Source organism: Achromobacter sp. ISS7, assembly GCF_056523125.1.
Genome location: NZ_JAWRZD010000001.1, coordinates 4,160,073 through 4,178,263, shown reverse-complemented (window position 1 = coordinate 4,178,263; position 18,191 = coordinate 4,160,073). Strand labels below are relative to the sequence as shown.

Here is an 18,191-nt window from a genome sequence, read left to right as displayed (position 1 = left end):
GATGCGCGCGACGCCTTCCCTGCTGAAAGACCTGCGCACCCTGCGCATCGCCGTCTACCATCCGGACGACGCCGACGGCAGGCAGCTGACGCAGCAACTGCAGCGCATCGGCTGTCAGGTGCAGACCTTCTGGCCGCCCGCGCCGACCCTGCCCGAGGGGCTGGACGCGGTGTTCCTGGCGGTGCGGCCGGACGTGATCGACCTGGGCTTCGAATGGGCCAAGAGCGACGACGGGCCGATGGTCATCGCCATCGTCACCTATGAGAATCCGACCATCGTCGAAGCGGTGCTGCGTATCGGCGCCAAGGCAGTGCTGCCGTCGCCGGTGCGGTCGTTCGGCCTCTTGTCCACGCTGGTGGTGGCGCGCCAGGTCGATGACGACATCCGCTCGCACGCGCGCCGGCTGCGCAAGCTGGAAGGCAAGCTGCTGGGCGCGCGCCGCATCGCCGAAGCCAAGAGCATCCTGATGCGCACGCGCAACGTGACCGAAGGGCAGGCCTACGACCTGATCCGCGAACAGGCCATGAACAAGCGCGTCACGACCGAGGAAATCGCCGGCGCCATCGTCAACGCCAACGAGATCCTGTCGCTCGGGAAATAGCGGTCAATACTTGCCGGTCAGCAGTTCGCCGGCGTCGGGCACGCGCGTTTCCAGGTCCAGCACCTTGAGCATGCGATAGACCGTGGCCGCGGCGGCGGTCACCACCGGCAGGCCCAGGCGGTCCTGCACCGGCTGGATCGACGCCAGCGAGGGCATCTGCACGCAGGCCGACAGCACCACGGCGTCGACGCCGCGCGTATCCAGGCGCTCGACGTGGCTGGCGGGCGCCATCGGGTCCTGCGCGCCCACCTTCAGGTTGTCGGCGATCTCCAGCGACAGGCTGTCGTGCACTTCGATGCCTTCGTGTTCGATGTAGTCCACCACCAGCTTGGTCAGCGGCTTCATGTAGGGCGTCAGGATCGCGACCTTGCGCGCGCCGATGGCGTGCAGGCCTTCGACCAGCGCGCCGGCGCTGGAGACGATGGGCGCGGGCGCGCCGTTGTCCACGGTGGCCTGGTGCAGCCGTTCCTGCGAGGCGCGGTGGTAGCCCAGGCCCTGCGCCATGATGGCCACCAGGCAGGCATAGCCCAGCACGTCGACGCGGGCGTCCGACAGTTCCTGCGCGCAGCGGTCGGATTCGCGGTCCATCGAGGCCAGTTCGGCCGCCGTCACCTGCTTCATGCGCATGCGGCTGGAATGGAAGGTGAAGCGTTCGGGCGCGATGGTCTCGCGCCGGCGCAGCATGGCGGGGATCTCCGTTTCCATGGTGGTGTTGGAACTGGGAACGATCTGGCCGATGCGCAGGACGCGGGGCGACTGGGTCATGGCGGGTCTCCGGTGGGCGTTGTCTGCGCCGGATTGGCGCGCAAACAATTCTGCTCGCCGCCAACGATAGTTTCCAATATAGTTTTTGTCTGGTTTCATATCTTTTGCAAATCATTCGCCGCCATGGAAATCCGCCAACTCCGTTATTTCGCCGTGCTGGCCGAAGAACTCAACTTCACCCGCGCGGCCGCCCGCCTGCATATCTCGCAGCCGCCGCTGAGCCTGCAGATCGCCCAGCTCGAGCGCGAGCTCGAGGTCAAGCTGTTCGACCGCACCAACCGCCGGGTGTCGCTGACGGCCGCCGGCGCGGCGTTCCTGAACGACGTGCGCGCCACGCTCGCCGGCATCAAGGACGCCACGGCGCGGGTGCGCGCGGTGGACCAGGGCCGCGCGGGACGGGTCGAGATCGGCCTGTCCGGCTCGCACTTCCTGGGGCCGGTGCCGGCGCTGATCGCGCGCCATGCGCGCACCCATCCGCAGGTGTCGGTGCTGCTCAACGAAATGAACCCGGCCGCGCAGCTCGACGCGGTGCGCGGCCACCGCATCGACGTCAGCATCTCGCGCACCGCGGTCGATGACGACGTGCTGCAATCGCAGGCGCTGTGGCCCGATCCGGTGGTCGCGGCATTGCCGCCCGATCACCGCCTGGCCGGCCGCAAGCGCGTGGCCCTGGCGGACCTGGCGCAGGATGCGTTCGTGATGCTGCGCGCCGAGACCTCGGCCTTTGCCCGCGAATTGGCCGACACCTGCGCCCGCGCCGGCCTGGCGCAATCGGTGGCGCAGCGCGTGGCGGAAGTGCCGGCGCAGCTGGCGCTGGTGGCGGCCGGGCTGGGCGTGGCGCTGGTGCCGAAATCGGCGTGCGGCCATTTCGGCGCGCGCATCGCGGTGTGCGCGCTGCCGGCCAGCGTGGGCAGCGGCACGGTCTACGCCGTCACGCGGCGCGACGACGGCAACCGCGCGCTGCAGGCGTTCCTGCGCACGGCGGCGCAGATGGCCGCGCGCTGACACCGCAGGCGCGGCGCGCTCTTTTGCGCAGGCGAAGCCGCTCCTCCAGATTCCGGAATAGGCATTTCGCGGCATCGCGGCCACACTCCTTCGCACAAGTTGATCCGCACCAGGATCACGCAGGGAGACAAGCATGCTGCACTCGCAACGCTGGCTGGCCGCCGGCGCGCTGTGGCTCGCCATGGCAGGCCCCGCCCTGGCGGCGTGGCCCGAACGGCCCCTCACCCTCATCGTGCCGGCCTCGCCGGGCGGCACCACCGACATCGCGGCGCGCCTGATCGCCGACAAGCTGGCCGCGAAACTGGGCCAGCAGGTCATCGTCGAGAACCGCGCCGGCGCCGCCGGCATCATCGGCGCCCAGACCCTGGCGCGCGCCAGGCCCGACGGCTACACGCTGTTGATGGGCAACATCGGCCCCAACGCCATCAACTACGCGCTCTACAAGACACTGCCTTACAAGCCGGCCGACTTCGCGCCGGTGACGCTGGTGATTTCCGTACCCAATGTGCTGGTGGTCAACGAAGCCTCGCCCGCGCGCAGCGTGGCGGACCTGCTGGCGCTGGCGCGGCGGGACCCGGGCAAGGTGTCGTTCGGCAGCTCGGGCAGCGGCCAGTCGCCGCACCTGTCGGCCGAACTGTTCAAGCAGCGCGCCGGCATCGGCGGCACCCACGTGCCCTACAAGGGCGCCGGCCCCGCGGTGGCCGCGCTGCTGGGCCAGCAGTTCACCTTCATGATCGACAACCTGCCCAGTTCCATGCTCTACATCCAGTCGGGCAAGCTGCGCGCGCTGGCCGTCACCAGCGCGCGGCGCCTGGCGGAATTGCCCGACGTGCCCACCATGGCCGAGGCCGGCGTGCCCGACATGGTCGTCACCGCCTGGTTCGGCCTGGTGGCGCCGGCCGGCACGCCCGCCACCGTCATCGACACGCTGTATGCCGCCACCCGCGACGTGGTGCGCAGCCCGGACATCACCGAGCGCTTTCGCGCCATGGGCGGGCAGGCCGGCGGCAATACGCCGGCCGAGTTCGCCGCCTTCATCGACCAGGAACGCGCCCGCTGGAAACAGATCGTGGACACCGCGGGCATCGCGCAGGAGCAATAAGTGATCGACAAGATTCAAGCCTCCCTGCGGGATGCCGTGGCCGTCATCCCCGACAGCGCCAGCGTGCTGGTCGGCGGCTTCGGCGAAGCCGGCGTGCCGTACGAGCTGCTGCACTGCCTGGCCGAACTGGGCCGGCGCGACCTCACCATCATCGCCAACAACGCCGGCACCCATGACCGCGGCATCGCCGCGCTGCTCAACCGCCGCCAGGTGCGCAAGATCATCTGCTCGCATCCGCGCCCGCCCAATTCGGAAGCGTTTGCCCGCGCCTTCCGCGCCGGCGAAGTGGAACTGGAATGCGTGCCGCAAGGCACCCTGGCCGAGCGCCTGCGCGCGGCCGGCGCCGGGCTGGGGCCGTTCTACACGCCCACCGGCTACGGCACCGAACTGGCGCAAGGCCGCCGCCAGGAAGTGATCGACGGCGTAGGCTACGTGCTCGAACAGCCGCTGCGCGGCGACTACGCGCTGGTGCGGGCGCACCAGGGTGACCGCTGGGGCAACCTGATGTACCGCCACGCCGCGCGCAATTTCAATCCCGTGATGTGCATGGCCGCCGGCCACGCCATCGCCCAGGTCGACGAGGTCGTGCCGCTGGGCGCCTTCGTGCCCGAGCACATCATGACGCCCGGCCTGTTCGTGAAAACCGTAGTGCGGGTGGAGACCTGAGATGCCGACGATCACGCCCATGACCCGCCAGCAGGTCGCGCAGTTGCTGGCCGGCGACATCCCGGATGGTTCGGTCGTCAACCTCGGCATCGGCATGCCGACCCTGGTCGGCGACTACCTGCCACCCGACAAGGACATCCTGCTGCACAGCGAGAACGGCATCACCGGCATGGGGCCCGCGGCGGTCGGGGATGCCATCGATCCCGACCTCATCAACGCCAGCCGCCAACCCATCACCCTGCTGCCGGGCGCATCCATCACCGAGCACACCGTGTCGTTCGCCATGATGCGCGGCGGCCATCTCGACTACGCCGTGCTCGGCGCCTTCCAGGTCTCGGAACGCGGCGACCTGGCCAACTGGAAGACCGACGCCGCCGACGCCATTCCCGCTGTCGGCGGCGCCATGGACCTGGCCGTCGGCGCGCGCCAGGTGCTGGCCATGATGGAACACCGCGGCCGCGACGGCGCGCCCAAGATCCTGCGCCAATGCCGCTACCCGCTGACCGGCGCCGGCGTGGTCACGCGCATCTACACCGACCTGGCCGTGATCGACGTCACGCCCGCCGGCCTGCGCGTGCACGCCATGCTGCAAGGCGTCAGCGCCGACGACCTGCAGGCCGCCACCGAAGCAGCCCTGCAGTTTCCCGACACGCCTTCGGTCATCACGCTGGATGCCGCCGGCGCGCCGCGCTACGTCGGGGGCTGAGGCAAGCCCCATGCCCCGATCATTGCCGGCCAGTGCCGGGGCGTTGCCGCATCGTTCTTCCACGCCGCGGGTTGTCGCATGGGACGCCGCCAGCATTCCCCGCCCTGTCCGAGTCCTTCCGGAGTCTGCCATGTACCGTCCTTGCCTTGCCGTCCTGGCAACTGCCAGCCTGCTGTTCGCCGCGGCGCCCGCCGTCCGCGCGCAACCCGCCGTTCCAACGCACGCCGGCGCCTATCCCGACAAGCCCATCACGCTCTTGATCCCGTACCCGCCCGGCGGCAGCGCCGACATGCTGGCGCGCCCGCTCGGCGCGGCCCTGCAGAAAAAGTGGAACCAGCCCGTGGTGCTGGAATACAAACCCGGCGCCGGCGGCGCCATCGCCTCGTCGCAACTGGCTCGCGCCAAACCCGACGGCTACACCCTGCTGATGGTCCTGGCCGCCCACGCCATCAACCCCAGCCTCTATCCATCGCTGCCCTACGACACCCGCCGCGACTTCGCCCCGGTCTCGCTGGTCGCGACCCTGCCCATGCTGGTCTCGGCCCCGCTGTCCACGCCCGCCAACAACATCCCGGAACTGATCGCCTACGCCAGGCAACATCCCGGCAAGCTCAGCTTCGCCTCCGCCGGCAACGGCAACACCAGCCACCTGGCCGCCGAAATGTTCAAGCACCGCACCGGCACCGACATGCTGCACGTCCCCTACAAAGGCAGCGGCCCCGCCGTCGTCGCCCTGCTGGGCGGCGAAGTCTCCCTCATGTTCGACAGCATCTCCACCTCGCTGCCCCAGGTCCAGTCCGGCAAGCTCAAGGCCCTGGCCGTTACCGGCGAGCACCGCTCGCCCCTGTTGCCCAACGTCCCCACCGTCGCCGAAGCCGTCCCCGGCTTCGTCGTCAACGGCTGGTACGGCATCCTGGCCCCCGCCAACACGCCGCCCGCCATCCTCGACACCCTCAGCACCGCCATCGCCGCCGCCATCAACACCCCCGACCTGAAGGCCCAACTGAACAGCTACGGCTACGAAACCGTAGGCTCCACCCCCGCCGCCTTCGCCGACCACATCAACATGGAACTCGACACCTGGAAACAAGCAGTCGAAGTCTCCGGCGCCAACCTGAACTGACGCACACGCCACAGCATCATCCCAAATCGCAAGACACAACGTAAGCCGCAAAAGGCCGCCCGCGCGGCCGCCTTGCGGCGGGCCCCGCAAGATCCTCCACGCCAAGCCAACGTTGGCCAACACCCCAAGCACACAACCCGCCCCAACACCCGAGGCCAAGTCTCATCGTGAGCGCGTGGCGGGGTCGGTGGGGGATGGCGGGGCGTGTAGATGCGCCCGAGGGAATCTGAAGGAACAGCCGCAGGCTGTGACGAAGATGACGAAGGGGAAGTCCGGAGCGAACGCTCCGGACCGCAATCGTAGCCCCGCCATCCCCCACCGACCCCACCACGCGCGCCTCAAGAACCCCACCGCCCCAATACAAAAAGGGCCTTCCAAAAAGAGAAGGCCCTAAAAAAACAAACTCACCCAAACGACAACAAACAATCCAACCCCTCAGGCTCATTCAAACGCACCTGAAACACCCTCAACTCATCCCGCCTGAACACATGCACGCCAACGCGATCCCCCACCCGGTACTGCCCCAGCAGCACCTCCACCCCGGCAGCTCCCTCGACCTTCAACCCATCGATCGCCACCAGCACATCCCCCGCCGACAACCCGCCCTTGTGTCCGGCCCCGCCTTCCAGCACCGTCGCCAACACCAGCGACTCGCCCTGCTTGCGCGTGCGCACATCCAGCGAAGGAATATTGACCGAAGGCTTCCACTGCAGCTTGATCCCCTGCGGCGCCAGCAACTCCGCCAGCGGCACATCCGCCGTTCCATAGGCATGCCGCGCAATGAAGCGCCGCGCGTCCACGCCCGTCGCTTCCTTGATCAGCGCCGGCAGCCCATCCTCCGGCAGCCCCTGCGCCTTGCCGCGATAGAAATCGCGCCCATAGCGCTGCCACAGCAGGCGCATCACGTCATCCAGCGAATGCGCGCCCGCCGACTCCTGGCGGATCAGCAGGTCCAGCCCCAACGCCACCAGCGCGCCCTTGGTGTAGTAGCTGACCAGCGCATTGGGTGAGTTCTCGTCCTGCTTGTAATAGCGCGTCCAGGCGTCGAACGAGCTTTCCGCCACCGACTGCTTGTGCCGGCCGGGCGTGCGCGCCACGCTGGTGATGGTCTTGGCCAGCAGGCGCAGGTAATCGTTCTGCGTGATGGCGGTGGAACGCAGCAGCAGCAGATCGTCGTAATAGGACGTGAAGCCTTCGAACACCCACAGCAGGCGCGTCAGGTCCGGCTGCGCCAGGTTGTACGGCACGAACGCCTGCGGCTTGATGCGCTTGACGTTCCAGGTATGGAAATACTCGTGGCTGACCAGCCCGAGGAAGCCGCGATAGCCTTCGCCCTGGCCCTGCTGGCCCAGCACCGGCAGGTCCTTGCGCGCCGTCATCAGCGCCGTGCTGGCGCGGTGTTCCAGGCCGCCGTAGCCGTCGCCGGTCACCATCGTCATGAAGACATAGCGGTCGCTGCTGTCCAGGAACGGCGCGCGCTTGCTGCGCGGCTCGAAGAAGGCGATCTGGGTTTCGCAGATCTTGCGCACGTCGGCGGTGATGCGGGCCAGGTCCAGGTTGGGCGCCACGCCGGTGAACACCAGTTCGTGCTCGGCGCCATGCGCCGTGAAGCTGGCCACCTGCGGCGTGCCCATCTCGACCGGATGGTCGATCAGCGCGTCGTAGTCCGGCGCCAGGTACAGGCCGAAGCCGTGGCGGCGTGCCGCGCCCTTGTGGCCGCGGGCCTCGGGCAGGCTGGTGTAGACCTTCCAGCCGTCGATGCCGCGCGGCGGCGCCAGGTCCACCAGGCAGGGCAGGTGGTCCTGTCCATGCACGCGCAGGAACACGCTGGTGCCGTTGAAGAAGCCGTGCGTTTCGTCCAGGTGCGCGCCGCGCACCGACAGGTCCCAGGCATAGACCGTGTACTCGACCCGCAGCGGGCCGTCGCAGGGCGCGGCCTGCCAGGTGTGATTGTCTATTTTGTCGACAACCACGCGCCGGTTGCCCGAATAGGCCGCCACCGACTCGATCTGGCGCGAGAAATCGCGGATCAGGTAGCTGCCCGGAATCCAGGCCGGCAGCGACAGTTGCTGGCCTTCCGGCGCGGGCGCCTGGACGGTTAGGGTTATCCGGTAGCGGTGGCCGGCGGGGTCATGCGGCGCAAGGCGGTAAAGTACGGGGAAAGACACGGGGAAAGCGGCAGTTTTTTCCATCCGTATATCTTATTTCATCCCATCCTCTGGAGACAGGTAATGAGCGAGTCGTTTGTGCTGGTCGAAACCCGCGGCCGCGTCGGTCTGCTGACGCTGAACCGCCCCAAGGCGCTCAATGCGCTCAACGATCAACTGATGAACGAGCTCGGGGCGGCGCTGCTGGCTTTCGAGGCGGATGCCGACATCGGCGCCGTGGTCATCACGGGCAGCGAAAAGGCCTTCGCCGCCGGCGCCGACATCGGCGCCATGAAAGACTGGTCGTACATGGACGTCTACGGCAGCGAATACATCACGCGCAACTGGGAAACGCTCAAGCGCATCCGCAAGCCGGTGATCGCCGCGGTCGGCGGCTACGCGCTGGGCGGCGGCTGCGAGCTGGCCATGATGTGCGACATCATCATTGCCGCCGACACCGCCAAGTTCGGCCAGCCGGAAATCAAGCTGGGCGTCATCCCCGGCGCCGGCGGCACGCAACGCCTGCCGCGCGCGGTGGGCAAGGCCAAGGCCATGGACATGGCCCTGACCGCCCGCATGATGGGCGCCGAGGAAGCCGAGCGCGCCGGCCTGGTGTCGCGCGTGGTGCCGGCCGACAAGCTGATGGACGAGGCCCTGGAAGCGGCCACCGTGATCGCCTCGATGTCGCTGCCGTCGGTCATGATGGCCAAGGAATGCGTCAACCGCGCTTTCGAGGGTTCGCTCAACGAAGGCCTGCTGTTCGAGCGCCGCGTGTTCCATTCGCTGTTCGCGACCGAGGACCAGAAGGAAGGCATGGCCGCCTTCACCGAGAAGCGCAAACCGGACTTCAAACACCGTTAAACCTTGTTACGCCCTGGTCATCCCGCCGGATGGCCATGAAACGTCCCCACGCGCCCATCACGGGCGCGTTTTCGTTGGCGTCGCCACGGGGTCGCGGGCGTTGCGCCTTGAAACTTTTAGGCTGCACCTTGTTGCAGTGTTCGGCCCTATCCTGGAAAGGCGTCACTCAAAAAGTAGAGGTGCCGCGCCAGAGAGGCTTGCCCGAACTGGTAAGCCACGCGCGGCGGCTCGCCTGCAAACAATAGCAACAAGGAGCCTTGCATGCGTACTTCCCCTTTTACTCGCCGGTGCTCCGCCGCCGCGCTCGCGGGCGCCTTGAGCGTCTGCTTCGTGGCCGCCACGCAAGCGCAATCGCCGCGCCCGTCGATGCGGCTGGTGTCTGAAACGCCGTACCCCGCCGCCGCGGCGCCCGCGCCGCAGATGAGCGCGCAGGAGCTGCGCGACATCGCGATCGACGCCTACGTCTACGCCTATCCGATGGTGGTGATGGAACTGGCGCGCCGCAAGGCCACCGCGGTGCAGTCGCCGCTGGAAGGCAAGGCGCCCGTCAACCAGTTCGGCCACAAGGCCGCCTTCCCCGACCCGCGCGCGGCCGACACGCCCTGGCCCAGCGCCGACGCGCTGTATTCGAGCCTGTGGTTCGATGTGTCGCGGGCGCCGCTGATCGTGCGCCTGCCCGACACCGGCAACCGCTACACCGTGCTGTCGGCGCTCGATATGTGGAGCGACGTGTTCGCCTCGCGCGGCACGCGCACCAACGGCCCCGGCGCGCAGTCGTTCGCCATCGTCGGCCCCAACTGGCAAGGCGCGCTGCCGCCGGGCGTGGACGTGATCCAGAGCCCGACCTCCACCGGCTGGCTGATCGGCTGGACCCAGGCCGGCGGCCCGCAGGACTACGCCGCGGTCAACCAGATCCAGGCCAACATGTCCGCCAGCCCGATGGTGGCGCCGGTGGCGCCCGTGCCCGGCCGCCATCGCGGTCCCGGCAGCACCACGCCATATCCGCAGACCGGGCCGGGCGTGGGCACCGCGCCGATCGGCAGCGACGTGCCGATGCCCATGTCCACGCCGGTGACGGTGGGCGAGGGTACGCCGGCCGAACAGGTCGCGGGCATGGACGCGGCGTCGTTCTTCACGCTGTTCTTCGATGTCATGCGCAACAATCCGCCGCATGCCAACGACACGCCGATCCTGGACCGCATGCGCCGCATCGGCCTGGATGGCCGCCAGCCGTTCTCGTACGGCCGCCTGAGTCCCGCCGTGCAGCAGGCGCTGACCGAGGCGCAGCCGCTGGCCGGCCGCCGCATCGCCGACGGCGTCTCGCGCCTGGCCACGCCGATGAATGGCTGGAACACCGTGCTCACCGGCATCGGCACCTACGGCACCGACTACACGCGCCGCGCCGCCATCGCCTATGCCGGGCTGGGCGCGCCGACCGCGGAAGACGTGCTCTATCCGGTCACGGTCGCCGACAGCAAGGGCCGCGCGCTCAACTCGAACGAGGACTACGTGCTGCATTTCGAGAAGGGCCAACTGCCGCCGGCCAATGCATTCTGGTCGCTGCATGTCTATAACGACAAGCACGGCTTCGCCGACAACCCGGCCAACCGCTATGCGCTGCGCAGCACCGACGGCCTGAAGTACAACGCCGACGGCTCGCTGGATATCTACATCCAGCGTCGCGACCCGGGCGAGCGCAAGCGCGCCAACTGGTTGGCGACGCCGGCCGCCGACGGCCCGTTCCTGCTCAGCATGCGCCTGTACTGGCCGCAGGACGTCGCGCTCGACGGCCAGTGGGCGCCGCCGCCGGTCAAGCGCGACTGACCGATCCGACGCCGCGCGGCCCGTGCCGCCGGCGCGACCGACGGCCCCGCGAGGGGCCGTTTTTCTTTGCCGGCGCGCCGTCCGCGCGACCCGCGGCTCGCGGAAGGGCTTCCCGATTTCGCGTCCCCAATTTTTCGCGCCATGGCTCGCCCGGCGGGCGCTGTTGTCGCCTTACAAACCCCCGAAAGTTCATTTGCTCGGGTAAAAAGAATCACGCTATACTCTGCGGGTTTGACGCTTGCGGGATAAGAACACATGGCAAGGATTTCGCCAGGGTTCTGACAGGGGCAAGGCTGGCGGTATAAGGCTTTAAGCGGGGAAGTTTGATGCAGCAGAACACAGTGCGGCACGAACCTGCGCGCGGTTGGAATGAAACCCGGGAGCAATCCTGTGGGGGGAATCAGCAACCAGCACGGCAGGGCGAAGCACGCCAGGTTCTGGCGGATCAGGATCCGGTGGACCGGGTGCTGGTTCTCAGCGACGCGGACCGCGCGGCGCTGAATGCGCAGGCTGGCCGCGGACTCTTGTTGGCACTGGCGGCGCAAGGCGCCATGGGGCTCGCAGCAGCAGTAATAGCGGGGGTTGTCGGAGGGGCGGCGGCAGGTTGGTCGGCGCTGGCGGGGGCAGGAGCGTATTTCATACCCAATGCGTTGTTCGCATTGCGCCTGGCTGTCAGCGTTCGGGCCGGTAAGGCCAGTCCCTTTACCTTTCTCTCTGGTGAGTTGATCAAGTTGTTCGCAACGGCTTTGCTGTTGTGGCTGCTTTCGCGTGTGGCGCAGGACAGCATCGTCTGGCCCGCCGCGCTGCTGGGTCTGATACTCACCCTGAAGGGATATCTCCTGCTTTTGATGTTCCGCAAGTTGTCATAGCGCTGCCGGGTGGGTTACGGCAAACGGAATCGTGGAATCGTCCGGCTCGCAAGGGCTCGGGCATACAGCAAATAGGGTAGGATTCAAATGGCTGCTGCCAGCGACGTGTCGCCTCAGTCCGCGTATATTCAGCATCACCTGGTGCATCTGAACAATACGGGCGAGAAACAGAGCGCAATTGCTCAGTTCGACATCATCAATTACGACTCGTTGTTCTGGTCCGGCCTGACGGGTCTGATCGTCATCTTCTTCCTGTGGCGCGCCGCCAGCCGCGCGACCGCCGGCGTTCCGGGCCGCTTCCAGGCCTTCGTGGAAATGATCGTCGACATGGTCGATGATCAGGCCAAGGGCATCGTCCACAACGCCAAGAGCCGTCTCTTCATTGCTCCGCTCGCGCTCACCGTGTTCCTCTGGATCATCCTGATGAACGCGCTGGACCTGCTGCCCGTCGACCTGCTGCCCTCGATCTGGCGCTGGACCGGCCTGGGCGCGCACCACGGCGACCCCCTCTACTACCACCGCGTGCTGCCGACGGCCGACCTGAACGTGCCGATGGGCATGTCGCTGGGCGTGCTGCTGCTGATGTTCTACTACGGCATCAAGATCAAGCACCCGGGCGGCTTCGTCAAAGAGCTGTTCACCGCGCCGTTCCACGCCCATGGCGTCGGCGCCATCGTGCTGGCTCCGTTCAACCTGCTGCTGAACCTGATCGAATACGCCGCCAAGTCCGTGTCGCTGGGCATGCGGTTGTTCGGCAACATGTTCGCCGGCGAATTGATTTTCATGCTGATCGCCCTCTTGGGCGGTGCCTGGACCGGTTTCAACGGCGCCAGCATCGGCTTGGGAATCGGCCACGTGCTGGCCGGCTCGATCTGGGCCATCTTCCACATCCTGATCGTGTTGCTCCAGGCCTTCATCTTCATGATGCTGACCCTGGTGTATCTCGGCCAGGCGCACGAAGGCCACTGATCCCCCGAATTTCCGGCGTCGGCCTCCCGGCCGGCGCTGGATAGCAAGATCATCTTGCATTGAGCAGTACCACCATTCTTTTTTTGTTTTTTGACTTCAGATTTCTAACCAAGGAGTTGTCATGACCAACGTCGCTTTCGTTGCTCTCGCTTGCGGTCTTATCATCGGTCTGGGCGCTATCGGCGCTTGCATCGGCATCGCACTGATGGGCGGCAAATACCTGGAAGCTTCGGCTCGTCAGCCTGAACTGATGAACGCTCTGCAAACCAAGATGTTCCTGCTGGCTGGCCTGATCGACGCGGCATTCCTGATCGGCGTGGGTATCGCCATGCTGTTCGCCTTCGCCAACCCGTTCGTCGGCTAAGGCACGCCCGCCGGCGAAAAGGCGGGTCATGACGCTGGCGGCGATGAGGGCTTGAGCCCCGTCGCCGGCCGGCAAAGTATCGAGTGCTCCGCGTTGCCCACCCCGGGTGCCGTCGGAGCCGCAAGGTGTTAAAGGAACGACCGTGAATCTGAACGCGACGATCATTTTCCAGATGCTCGTGTTCTTCGTTCTGGGCTGGTTCACGATGAAATTCGTGTGGCCTCCTCTGACGAAGGCGATGGACGAGCGCCGCCAAAAAATCGCCGACGGCCTTGCCGCCGCGGAGAAGGGCAAGGCCGATCTGGCCCAGGCCCAGGCGCGCGTCAGTCTGATCGAGGCTTCTGCCAAGTCCGAAAACCACGCCCGCATCATCGAGGCCGAGAAGCAAGCCGCCTCCCTGATCGAGCAGGCCCGCCGTGAAGCGGAAGCCGAGCGTGCCCGCATCGTGGCGCAAGCTGCACAGGATGCCGCGCAGGAAGTCCAGCGCGCCCGTGATTCGCTGCGCGACGACGTCGCCGCGCTGGCCGTCAAGGGTGCTGAACAGATCCTCAAGCGCGAGGTTGACGCCCGCGCCCACGCCGAGCTGCTGAACCAGCTCCGCGCGCAGCTTTAATCCGGGACCGTCATGGCTGAACTTTCCACTGTTGCCAGGCCGTACGCCGAAGCCCTGTTCGCCGCCGCGCGCGACGACAAGGCCGGCCTGCAGGCTTGGGCCGACCTGGTCAGCGAGCTGTCGCAGGTCGCCTCCAACCCCGACGTGCGCGAGGCCATGGCCGACCCGCGTCTGGGCGACAAGCAGCGCGTCGAGCTGTTCACTGGCCTGGTAAAGGCCGAACTGCCCCAGGCCGCCCGCAATTTCATCGAGCTGCTGGTCGAAAACGACCGGCTGCTGCTGCTGCCCGAGATCGCCACGCAATTCGTGGTGCTGCGGAACCGTCACGACGGCACGGCGCAGGCGGAAATCACCAGCGCGTTCGAGCTGAGCGATGCCCAGGTCCAAGAACTGGTCGCCGGTCTCGAGAAGAAATTCGGCCTGAAGCTCAAGCCCGTCGTCACCGTCGACCAGTCGTTGATCGGCGGCGTGCGCGTGGCCGTCGGGGACCAGGTGCTCGATACTTCCGTACAAGCCCAATTGGCCCGCATGCGCGATACGCTCGCCGCTTAAAGGCAGCACTAACAGGATTCCAGGAGTCAATATGCAACTCAATCCCTCCGAGATCAGCGAACTGCTCAAGAGCCGCATCGAGGGCCTGGGCGCTTCGGCTGATGTCCGTACTCAGGGCACCGTCGTGTCCGTGACCGACGGTATTACCCGCATCCACGGCCTGTCCGACGTGATGCAGGGCGAAATGCTCGAATTCCCCAACAACGTCTTCGGTCTGGCGCTCAACCTCGAGCGTGATTCCGTCGGCGCCGTTATTCTCGGTGACTACACCGGCGTGTCCGAAGGCGACGCGGTCAAGACGACCGGCCGCATTCTGGAAGTGCCGGTCGGCCCCGAGCTGAAAGGCCGCGTGGTCAACACGCTGGGCGAGCCGATCGACGGCAAGGGCCCGGTCAACGCCAAGGCCACCGACATTATCGAAAAAGTAGCCCCCGGCGTTATCGCCCGCCGCTCGGTGTCTCAGCCGCTGCAAACCGGCATCAAGGCTATCGACTCGATGGTTCCCATCGGCCGTGGCCAGCGCGAACTGATCATTGGCGACCGCCAGACCGGCAAGACCGCCGTGGCCGTCGACACCATCATCAGCCAGAAGGGCAAGGGCGTCACCTGCGTGTACGTCGCCATCGGCCAGAAGGCTTCGACGATCAACAACGTGGTGCGCAAGCTGGAAGAGCACGGCGCGATGGAATACACCATCGTCGTGGCCGCTTCGGCTTCGGACTCCGCCGCCATGCAGTACCTGGCCGCCTACGCCGGCTGCACGATGGGCGAATATTTCCGCGATCGCGGCGAAGACGCCCTGATCGTCTATGACGACCTGACCAAGCAAGCCTGGGCCTACCGCCAGGTCTCGCTGCTGCTGCGCCGTCCGCCGGGCCGCGAAGCCTACCCGGGCGACGTGTTCTACCTGCACTCGCGCCTGCTCGAGCGTGCCGCTCGCGTGAACGAAGACTACGTCGAGAAGTTCACCGATGGCGCCGTCAAGGGCAAGACCGGCTCGCTGACCGCGCTGCCGATCATCGAAACCCAGGCGGGCGACGTGTCGGCCTTCGTTCCGACCAACGTGATCTCGATCACGGACGGCCAGATCTTCCTGGAAACCGACCTGTTCAACGCTGGTGTGCGTCCCGCCATCAACGCCGGTATCTCGGTGTCGCGCGTGGGCGGTGCCGCCCAGACCAAGGTCGTCAAGAAGCTGTCCGGCGGTATCCGTACCGACCTGGCGCAGTACCGTGAACTGGCCGCCTTCGCGCAGTTCGCCTCGGACCTGGACGACGCCACCCGTCGCCAGCTCGAGCGCGGCAAGCGCGTGGTCGAACTGCTCAAGCAGCCGCAATACCAGCCGCTGCAAGTGTGGGAACTGGCCGTCACGCTGTACACGGTCAACAACGGCTACCTGGATGACGTGGACGTGGCCCAAGTGCTGTCGTTCGAGAAGTCGCTCAAGGACCAGCTCAAGGCCAAGCACGCGGCCCTGATCCAGCGCGTCGAAGACACCAAGGAACTGTCCAAGGATGACGAAAGCGAACTCGCCGCCGCCATCCAGGAATTCAAGAAGCACGGTGCTTTTTAAGAAAGTGATGGGTTAGGCGTCTGCGGCGCCTCACCCATCCTTATCGGATGGTTGAGGCGCAAGCGACAACCCATCGGCCAGTCTTCACAGGAAAGCGCAATGCCCGGAATTAAGGAAATCCGAACCAAGATCAAGAGCGTGCAAAACACGCGCAAGATCACCAAGGCGATGGAAATGGTCGCCGCATCCAAGATGCGCAAGGCGCAGGAGCGGATGCGCGCGGGCCGTCCGTACGCCACCAAGGTGCGCGAGATCGCCGCGCACCTGATGCAGGCCAACCCCGAGTACAGCCACCCGTACCTGGTCGAACGCGAAGTCAAGGCGGTCGGCGTGGTCATGGTGACGACGGACAAGGGTCTGTGCGGCGGCTTGAACACCAACATCACCCGCGTGGTGTTGACGAAGCTGAAAGAGTTCGAGAAGAACGGCATCGCCGTTCAGGCGACCGCTTTCGGCAACAAGGGCGTGGGCGTGCTGTCCCGTATCGGCGCCAAGCTGGTTTCCCAGGAAGTGCAACTGGGCGACAAGCCGCAACTGGACCGCCTGCTGGGCGCGATCAAGGTGCAGCTGGACGCCTACCTGGAAGGCCGCATCGACGCGCTGTACGTGGCTTCGACCCGCTTCGTCAATACGATGAAGCAGGAGCCGCTGTTCCTGCGTCTGCTGCCCCTGGCCAGCGGTTTGGAAGATCCGTACCAGACGGGCGCCGAAAGCCTGGCCAAGACTTCGGAAGTGAAATCGGATTACAGCTGGGATTACATCTACGAACCCGACGCTCGTAGCGTGATCGACGACCTGCTGCAGCGTTACGTTGAAGGCCTGCTGTACCAAGCCGTGGCCGAGAACATGGCTTCGGAGCAGTCGGCCCGGATGGTCGCCATGAAGGCGGCGTCGGACAACGCCAAGAAGGTCATCGGCGATCTGCAGCTGGTCTACAACAAGACCCGCCAGGCCGCGATCACCAAGGAAATTTCGGAAATCGTAGGGGGCGCTGCCGCCGTCTGAGGCAGGCAGCATCCCGTCAAAAGCTATCAAGCAAGGAATCGACATGAGCAACGGAACCATCGTTCAGTGCATCGGCGCCGTGGTGGATATTCAGTTCCCCCGCGATCACATGCCCAAGATCTACGAAGCGCTTACTCTGGTCGACGAGGGTTCCTCGTTCGCCGAAAAGGGTCTGACGCTGGAAGTGCAGCAACAGCTGGGTGACGGCGTGGTGCGTACCATCGCCCTGGGCTCCAGCGACGGCCTGCGCCGCGGCATGAAGGTCGCCGGCACCGGCGCCCCGATCTCGGTGCCCGTCGGCACCGGCACGCTCGGCCGCATCATGGACGTGCTGGGTCGTCCCATCGACGAAGCCGGTCCGATCCAGCACGAAGAAAAGCGTGGCATCCACCAGGCGGCTCCCCGTTTCGACGAGCTGTCGCCGTCGGTGGAACTGCTGGAAACCGGCATCAAGGTTATTGACCTGGTGTGCCCGTTCGCCAAGGGCGGCAAGGTCGGCCTGTTCGGCGGCGCCGGCGTGGGCAAGACCGTCAACATGATGGAACTGATCAACAACATCGCCAAGCAGCACAGCGGCTTGTCGGTGTTCGCCGGCGTGGGTGAGCGTACCCGCGAAGGCAACGACTTCTACCACGAAATGGAAGAGTCGAACGTTCTGGACAAGGTCGCCATGGTGTTCGGTCAGATGAACGAACCCCCCGGCAACCGTCTGCGCGTGGCGCTGACCGGCCTGACGATGGCCGAGAAGTTCCGCGACGAAGGCCGCGACATCCTGTTCTTCGTCGACAACATCTACCGCTACACCCTGGCCGGTACCGAAGTGTCGGCACTGCTGGGCCGTATGCCGTCGGCGGTGGGCTACCAGCCCACGCTGGCCGAAGAAATGGGCAAGCTGCAAGAGCGCATCACGTCCACCAAGACTGGCTCGATCACCTCGATCCAGGCCGTGTACGTGCCGGCGGATGACTTGACCGACCCGTCGCCCGCCACCACCTTCCAGCATTTGGACTCGACCGTGGTGCTGTCGCGTGACATCGCCGCCCTGGGTATCTACCCGGCCGTGGACCCGCTGGATTCGTCCAGCCGCCAGCTCGACCCGCAAGTCGTCGGCGAAGAGCACTACGCCGTGGCCCGTGGCGTGCAGCAGACGCTGCAGCGCTACAAGGAACTGCGCGACATCATCGCGATTCTGGGCATGGACGAACTGTCGCCGGAAGACAAGCAGGCCGTGGCCCGCGCCCGCAAGATCCAGCGCTTCCTGTCGCAGCCGTTCCACGTGGCCGAAGTGTTCACCGGTTCGCCCGGCAAGTACGTGCCGCTGGCCGAAACCATCCGTGGTTTCAAGATGATCGTGAACGGCGAGTGCGATGCGCTGCCGGAACAGGCCTTCTACATGGTCGGCTCGATCGACGAGGCCTTCGAGAAGGCCAAGAAACTGCAATAAGG

General features: G+C 66.2%; 18 protein-coding genes. 16 read left to right on the top strand and 2 right to left on the bottom strand.

Features of this window, described 5'->3' with window-relative positions; all coding sequences use genetic code 11:
• Position 1 precedes the first annotated feature (1 nt).
• Positions 2-601, top strand: a complete 600-nt coding sequence (locus tag AC1HFW_RS18820; protein WP_081105252.1) for an ANTAR domain-containing response regulator — start codon at positions 2-4, stop codon at positions 599-601.
• Positions 602-604: 3 nt separating this feature from the next.
• On the opposite strand, the gene AC1HFW_RS18815 is transcribed toward AC1HFW_RS18820, so the two are convergent.
• Positions 605-1,366: a maleate cis-trans isomerase family protein gene (locus tag AC1HFW_RS18815; protein ID WP_006392519.1), complete on the bottom strand. Its 762-nt coding sequence runs from the start codon at positions 1,364-1,366 to the stop codon at positions 605-607.
• A gap of 123 nt (positions 1,367-1,489) precedes the next feature.
• Between AC1HFW_RS18815 and AC1HFW_RS18810 the strand changes: the two genes are divergently transcribed.
• The 5 genes from AC1HFW_RS18810 to AC1HFW_RS18790 all read left to right on the top strand — a co-directional run bounded on the left by AC1HFW_RS18810 (position 1,490) and on the right by AC1HFW_RS18790 (position 5,968).
• Positions 1,490-2,371, top strand: coding sequence for a LysR substrate-binding domain-containing protein (locus AC1HFW_RS18810; protein ID WP_479284838.1), 882 nt, complete (start codon positions 1,490-1,492; stop codon positions 2,369-2,371).
• Positions 2,372-2,504: 133 nt separating this feature from the next.
• Positions 2,505-3,473 carry a Bug family tripartite tricarboxylate transporter substrate binding protein gene (locus AC1HFW_RS18805; protein ID WP_479284836.1) on the top strand — a complete coding sequence of 323 codons (969 nt, stop codon included), beginning with the start codon at positions 2,505-2,507 and terminating at the stop codon, positions 3,471-3,473.
• Positions 3,474-4,139, top strand: coding sequence for a 3-oxoacid CoA-transferase subunit A (locus AC1HFW_RS18800; protein WP_479284834.1), 666 nt, complete (start codon positions 3,474-3,476; stop codon positions 4,137-4,139).
• 1 nt (position 4,140) lies between these two features.
• Positions 4,141-4,845 (top strand): 3-oxoacid CoA-transferase subunit B, encoded by a 705-nt coding sequence (locus AC1HFW_RS18795; RefSeq protein WP_479284832.1) that lies wholly within the window; start codon positions 4,141-4,143, stop codon positions 4,843-4,845.
• Between the two features lie 130 nt (positions 4,846-4,975).
• A complete protein-coding gene (locus tag AC1HFW_RS18790; protein ID WP_479284830.1) occupies positions 4,976-5,968 on the top strand; it encodes a tripartite tricarboxylate transporter substrate binding protein in 993 nt (330 codons plus the stop codon).
• A gap of 404 nt (positions 5,969-6,372) precedes the next feature.
• Here the strand turns inward: AC1HFW_RS18790 and AC1HFW_RS18785 are convergent, their stop codons facing one another.
• Positions 6,373-8,160, bottom strand: a complete 1,788-nt coding sequence (locus AC1HFW_RS18785) for a M61 family metallopeptidase (RefSeq protein WP_479284828.1) — start codon at positions 8,158-8,160, stop codon at positions 6,373-6,375.
• 39 nt (positions 8,161-8,199) lie between these two features.
• Here AC1HFW_RS18785 and AC1HFW_RS18780 point away from each other — a divergent pair, with 39 nt between their 5' ends.
• The 10 genes from AC1HFW_RS18780 to atpD all read left to right on the top strand — a co-directional run bounded on the left by AC1HFW_RS18780 (position 8,200) and on the right by atpD (position 18,189).
• Complete coding sequence (locus AC1HFW_RS18780; RefSeq protein ID WP_006392527.1) at positions 8,200-8,976, top strand: enoyl-CoA hydratase; 777 nt, start codon at positions 8,200-8,202, stop codon at positions 8,974-8,976.
• A 261-nt stretch (positions 8,977-9,237) separates the two neighbouring features.
• A complete protein-coding gene (locus AC1HFW_RS18775; protein ID WP_061072626.1) occupies positions 9,238-10,800 on the top strand; it encodes a DUF1254 domain-containing protein in 1,563 nt (520 codons plus the stop codon).
• A gap of 455 nt (positions 10,801-11,255) precedes the next feature.
• Complete coding sequence (locus tag AC1HFW_RS18770; RefSeq protein ID WP_006392529.1) at positions 11,256-11,669, top strand: ATP synthase subunit I; 414 nt, start codon at positions 11,256-11,258, stop codon at positions 11,667-11,669.
• Between the two features lie 87 nt (positions 11,670-11,756).
• Positions 11,757-12,638, top strand: coding sequence for a F0F1 ATP synthase subunit A (gene atpB, locus AC1HFW_RS18765; RefSeq protein WP_006392530.1), 882 nt, complete (start codon positions 11,757-11,759; stop codon positions 12,636-12,638).
• A 121-nt stretch (positions 12,639-12,759) separates the two neighbouring features.
• A complete protein-coding gene (gene atpE / locus AC1HFW_RS18760) occupies positions 12,760-13,002 on the top strand; it encodes a F0F1 ATP synthase subunit C (protein ID WP_003815363.1) in 243 nt (80 codons plus the stop codon).
• A 142-nt stretch (positions 13,003-13,144) separates the two neighbouring features.
• Positions 13,145-13,615, top strand: coding sequence for a F0F1 ATP synthase subunit B (locus tag AC1HFW_RS18755; RefSeq protein WP_006227275.1), 471 nt, complete (start codon positions 13,145-13,147; stop codon positions 13,613-13,615).
• Between the two features lie 12 nt (positions 13,616-13,627).
• Complete coding sequence (locus AC1HFW_RS18750) at positions 13,628-14,167, top strand: F0F1 ATP synthase subunit delta (RefSeq protein WP_006392531.1); 540 nt, start codon at positions 13,628-13,630, stop codon at positions 14,165-14,167.
• Positions 14,168-14,198: 31 nt separating this feature from the next.
• The gene (atpA, locus tag AC1HFW_RS18745; RefSeq protein ID WP_006392532.1) at positions 14,199-15,740 is read left to right on the top strand and encodes a F0F1 ATP synthase subunit alpha; all 1,542 of its coding nucleotides are present in this window, start codon (positions 14,199-14,201) and stop codon (positions 15,738-15,740) included.
• Positions 15,741-15,839: 99 nt separating this feature from the next.
• Positions 15,840-16,745 (top strand): F0F1 ATP synthase subunit gamma, encoded by a 906-nt coding sequence (atpG, locus tag AC1HFW_RS18740; RefSeq protein ID WP_006392533.1) that lies wholly within the window; start codon positions 15,840-15,842, stop codon positions 16,743-16,745.
• A 43-nt stretch (positions 16,746-16,788) separates the two neighbouring features.
• Positions 16,789-18,189 (top strand): F0F1 ATP synthase subunit beta, encoded by a 1,401-nt coding sequence (atpD, locus tag AC1HFW_RS18735; RefSeq protein WP_006392534.1) that lies wholly within the window; start codon positions 16,789-16,791, stop codon positions 18,187-18,189.
• Positions 18,190-18,191 lie beyond the last annotated feature (2 nt).

Coding starts and splice junctions, on each gene's coding strand:
- AC1HFW_RS18820 (WP_081105252.1), top strand. CDS start 2: ATGCGCGCGACGCCTTCCCTGCTGAAAGACCTGCGCACCCTGCGCATC.
- AC1HFW_RS18815 (WP_006392519.1), bottom strand. CDS start 1,366: ATGACCCAGTCGCCCCGCGTCCTGCGCATCGGCCAGATCGTTCCCAGT.
- AC1HFW_RS18810 (WP_479284838.1), top strand. CDS start 1,490: ATGGAAATCCGCCAACTCCGTTATTTCGCCGTGCTGGCCGAAGAACTC.
- AC1HFW_RS18805 (WP_479284836.1), top strand. CDS start 2,505: ATGCTGCACTCGCAACGCTGGCTGGCCGCCGGCGCGCTGTGGCTCGCC.
- AC1HFW_RS18795 (WP_479284832.1), top strand. CDS start 4,141: ATGCCGACGATCACGCCCATGACCCGCCAGCAGGTCGCGCAGTTGCTG.
- AC1HFW_RS18790 (WP_479284830.1), top strand. CDS start 4,976: ATGTACCGTCCTTGCCTTGCCGTCCTGGCAACTGCCAGCCTGCTGTTC.
- AC1HFW_RS18785 (WP_479284828.1), bottom strand. CDS start 8,160: ATGGAAAAAACTGCCGCTTTCCCCGTGTCTTTCCCCGTACTTTACCGC.
- AC1HFW_RS18780 (WP_006392527.1), top strand. CDS start 8,200: ATGAGCGAGTCGTTTGTGCTGGTCGAAACCCGCGGCCGCGTCGGTCTG.
- AC1HFW_RS18775 (WP_061072626.1), top strand. CDS start 9,238: ATGCGTACTTCCCCTTTTACTCGCCGGTGCTCCGCCGCCGCGCTCGCG.
- atpB (WP_006392530.1), top strand. CDS start 11,757: ATGGCTGCTGCCAGCGACGTGTCGCCTCAGTCCGCGTATATTCAGCAT.
- atpE (WP_003815363.1), top strand. CDS start 12,760: ATGACCAACGTCGCTTTCGTTGCTCTCGCTTGCGGTCTTATCATCGGT.
- AC1HFW_RS18750 (WP_006392531.1), top strand. CDS start 13,628: ATGGCTGAACTTTCCACTGTTGCCAGGCCGTACGCCGAAGCCCTGTTC.
- atpA (WP_006392532.1), top strand. CDS start 14,199: ATGCAACTCAATCCCTCCGAGATCAGCGAACTGCTCAAGAGCCGCATC.
- atpG (WP_006392533.1), top strand. CDS start 15,840: ATGCCCGGAATTAAGGAAATCCGAACCAAGATCAAGAGCGTGCAAAAC.
- atpD (WP_006392534.1), top strand. CDS start 16,789: ATGAGCAACGGAACCATCGTTCAGTGCATCGGCGCCGTGGTGGATATT.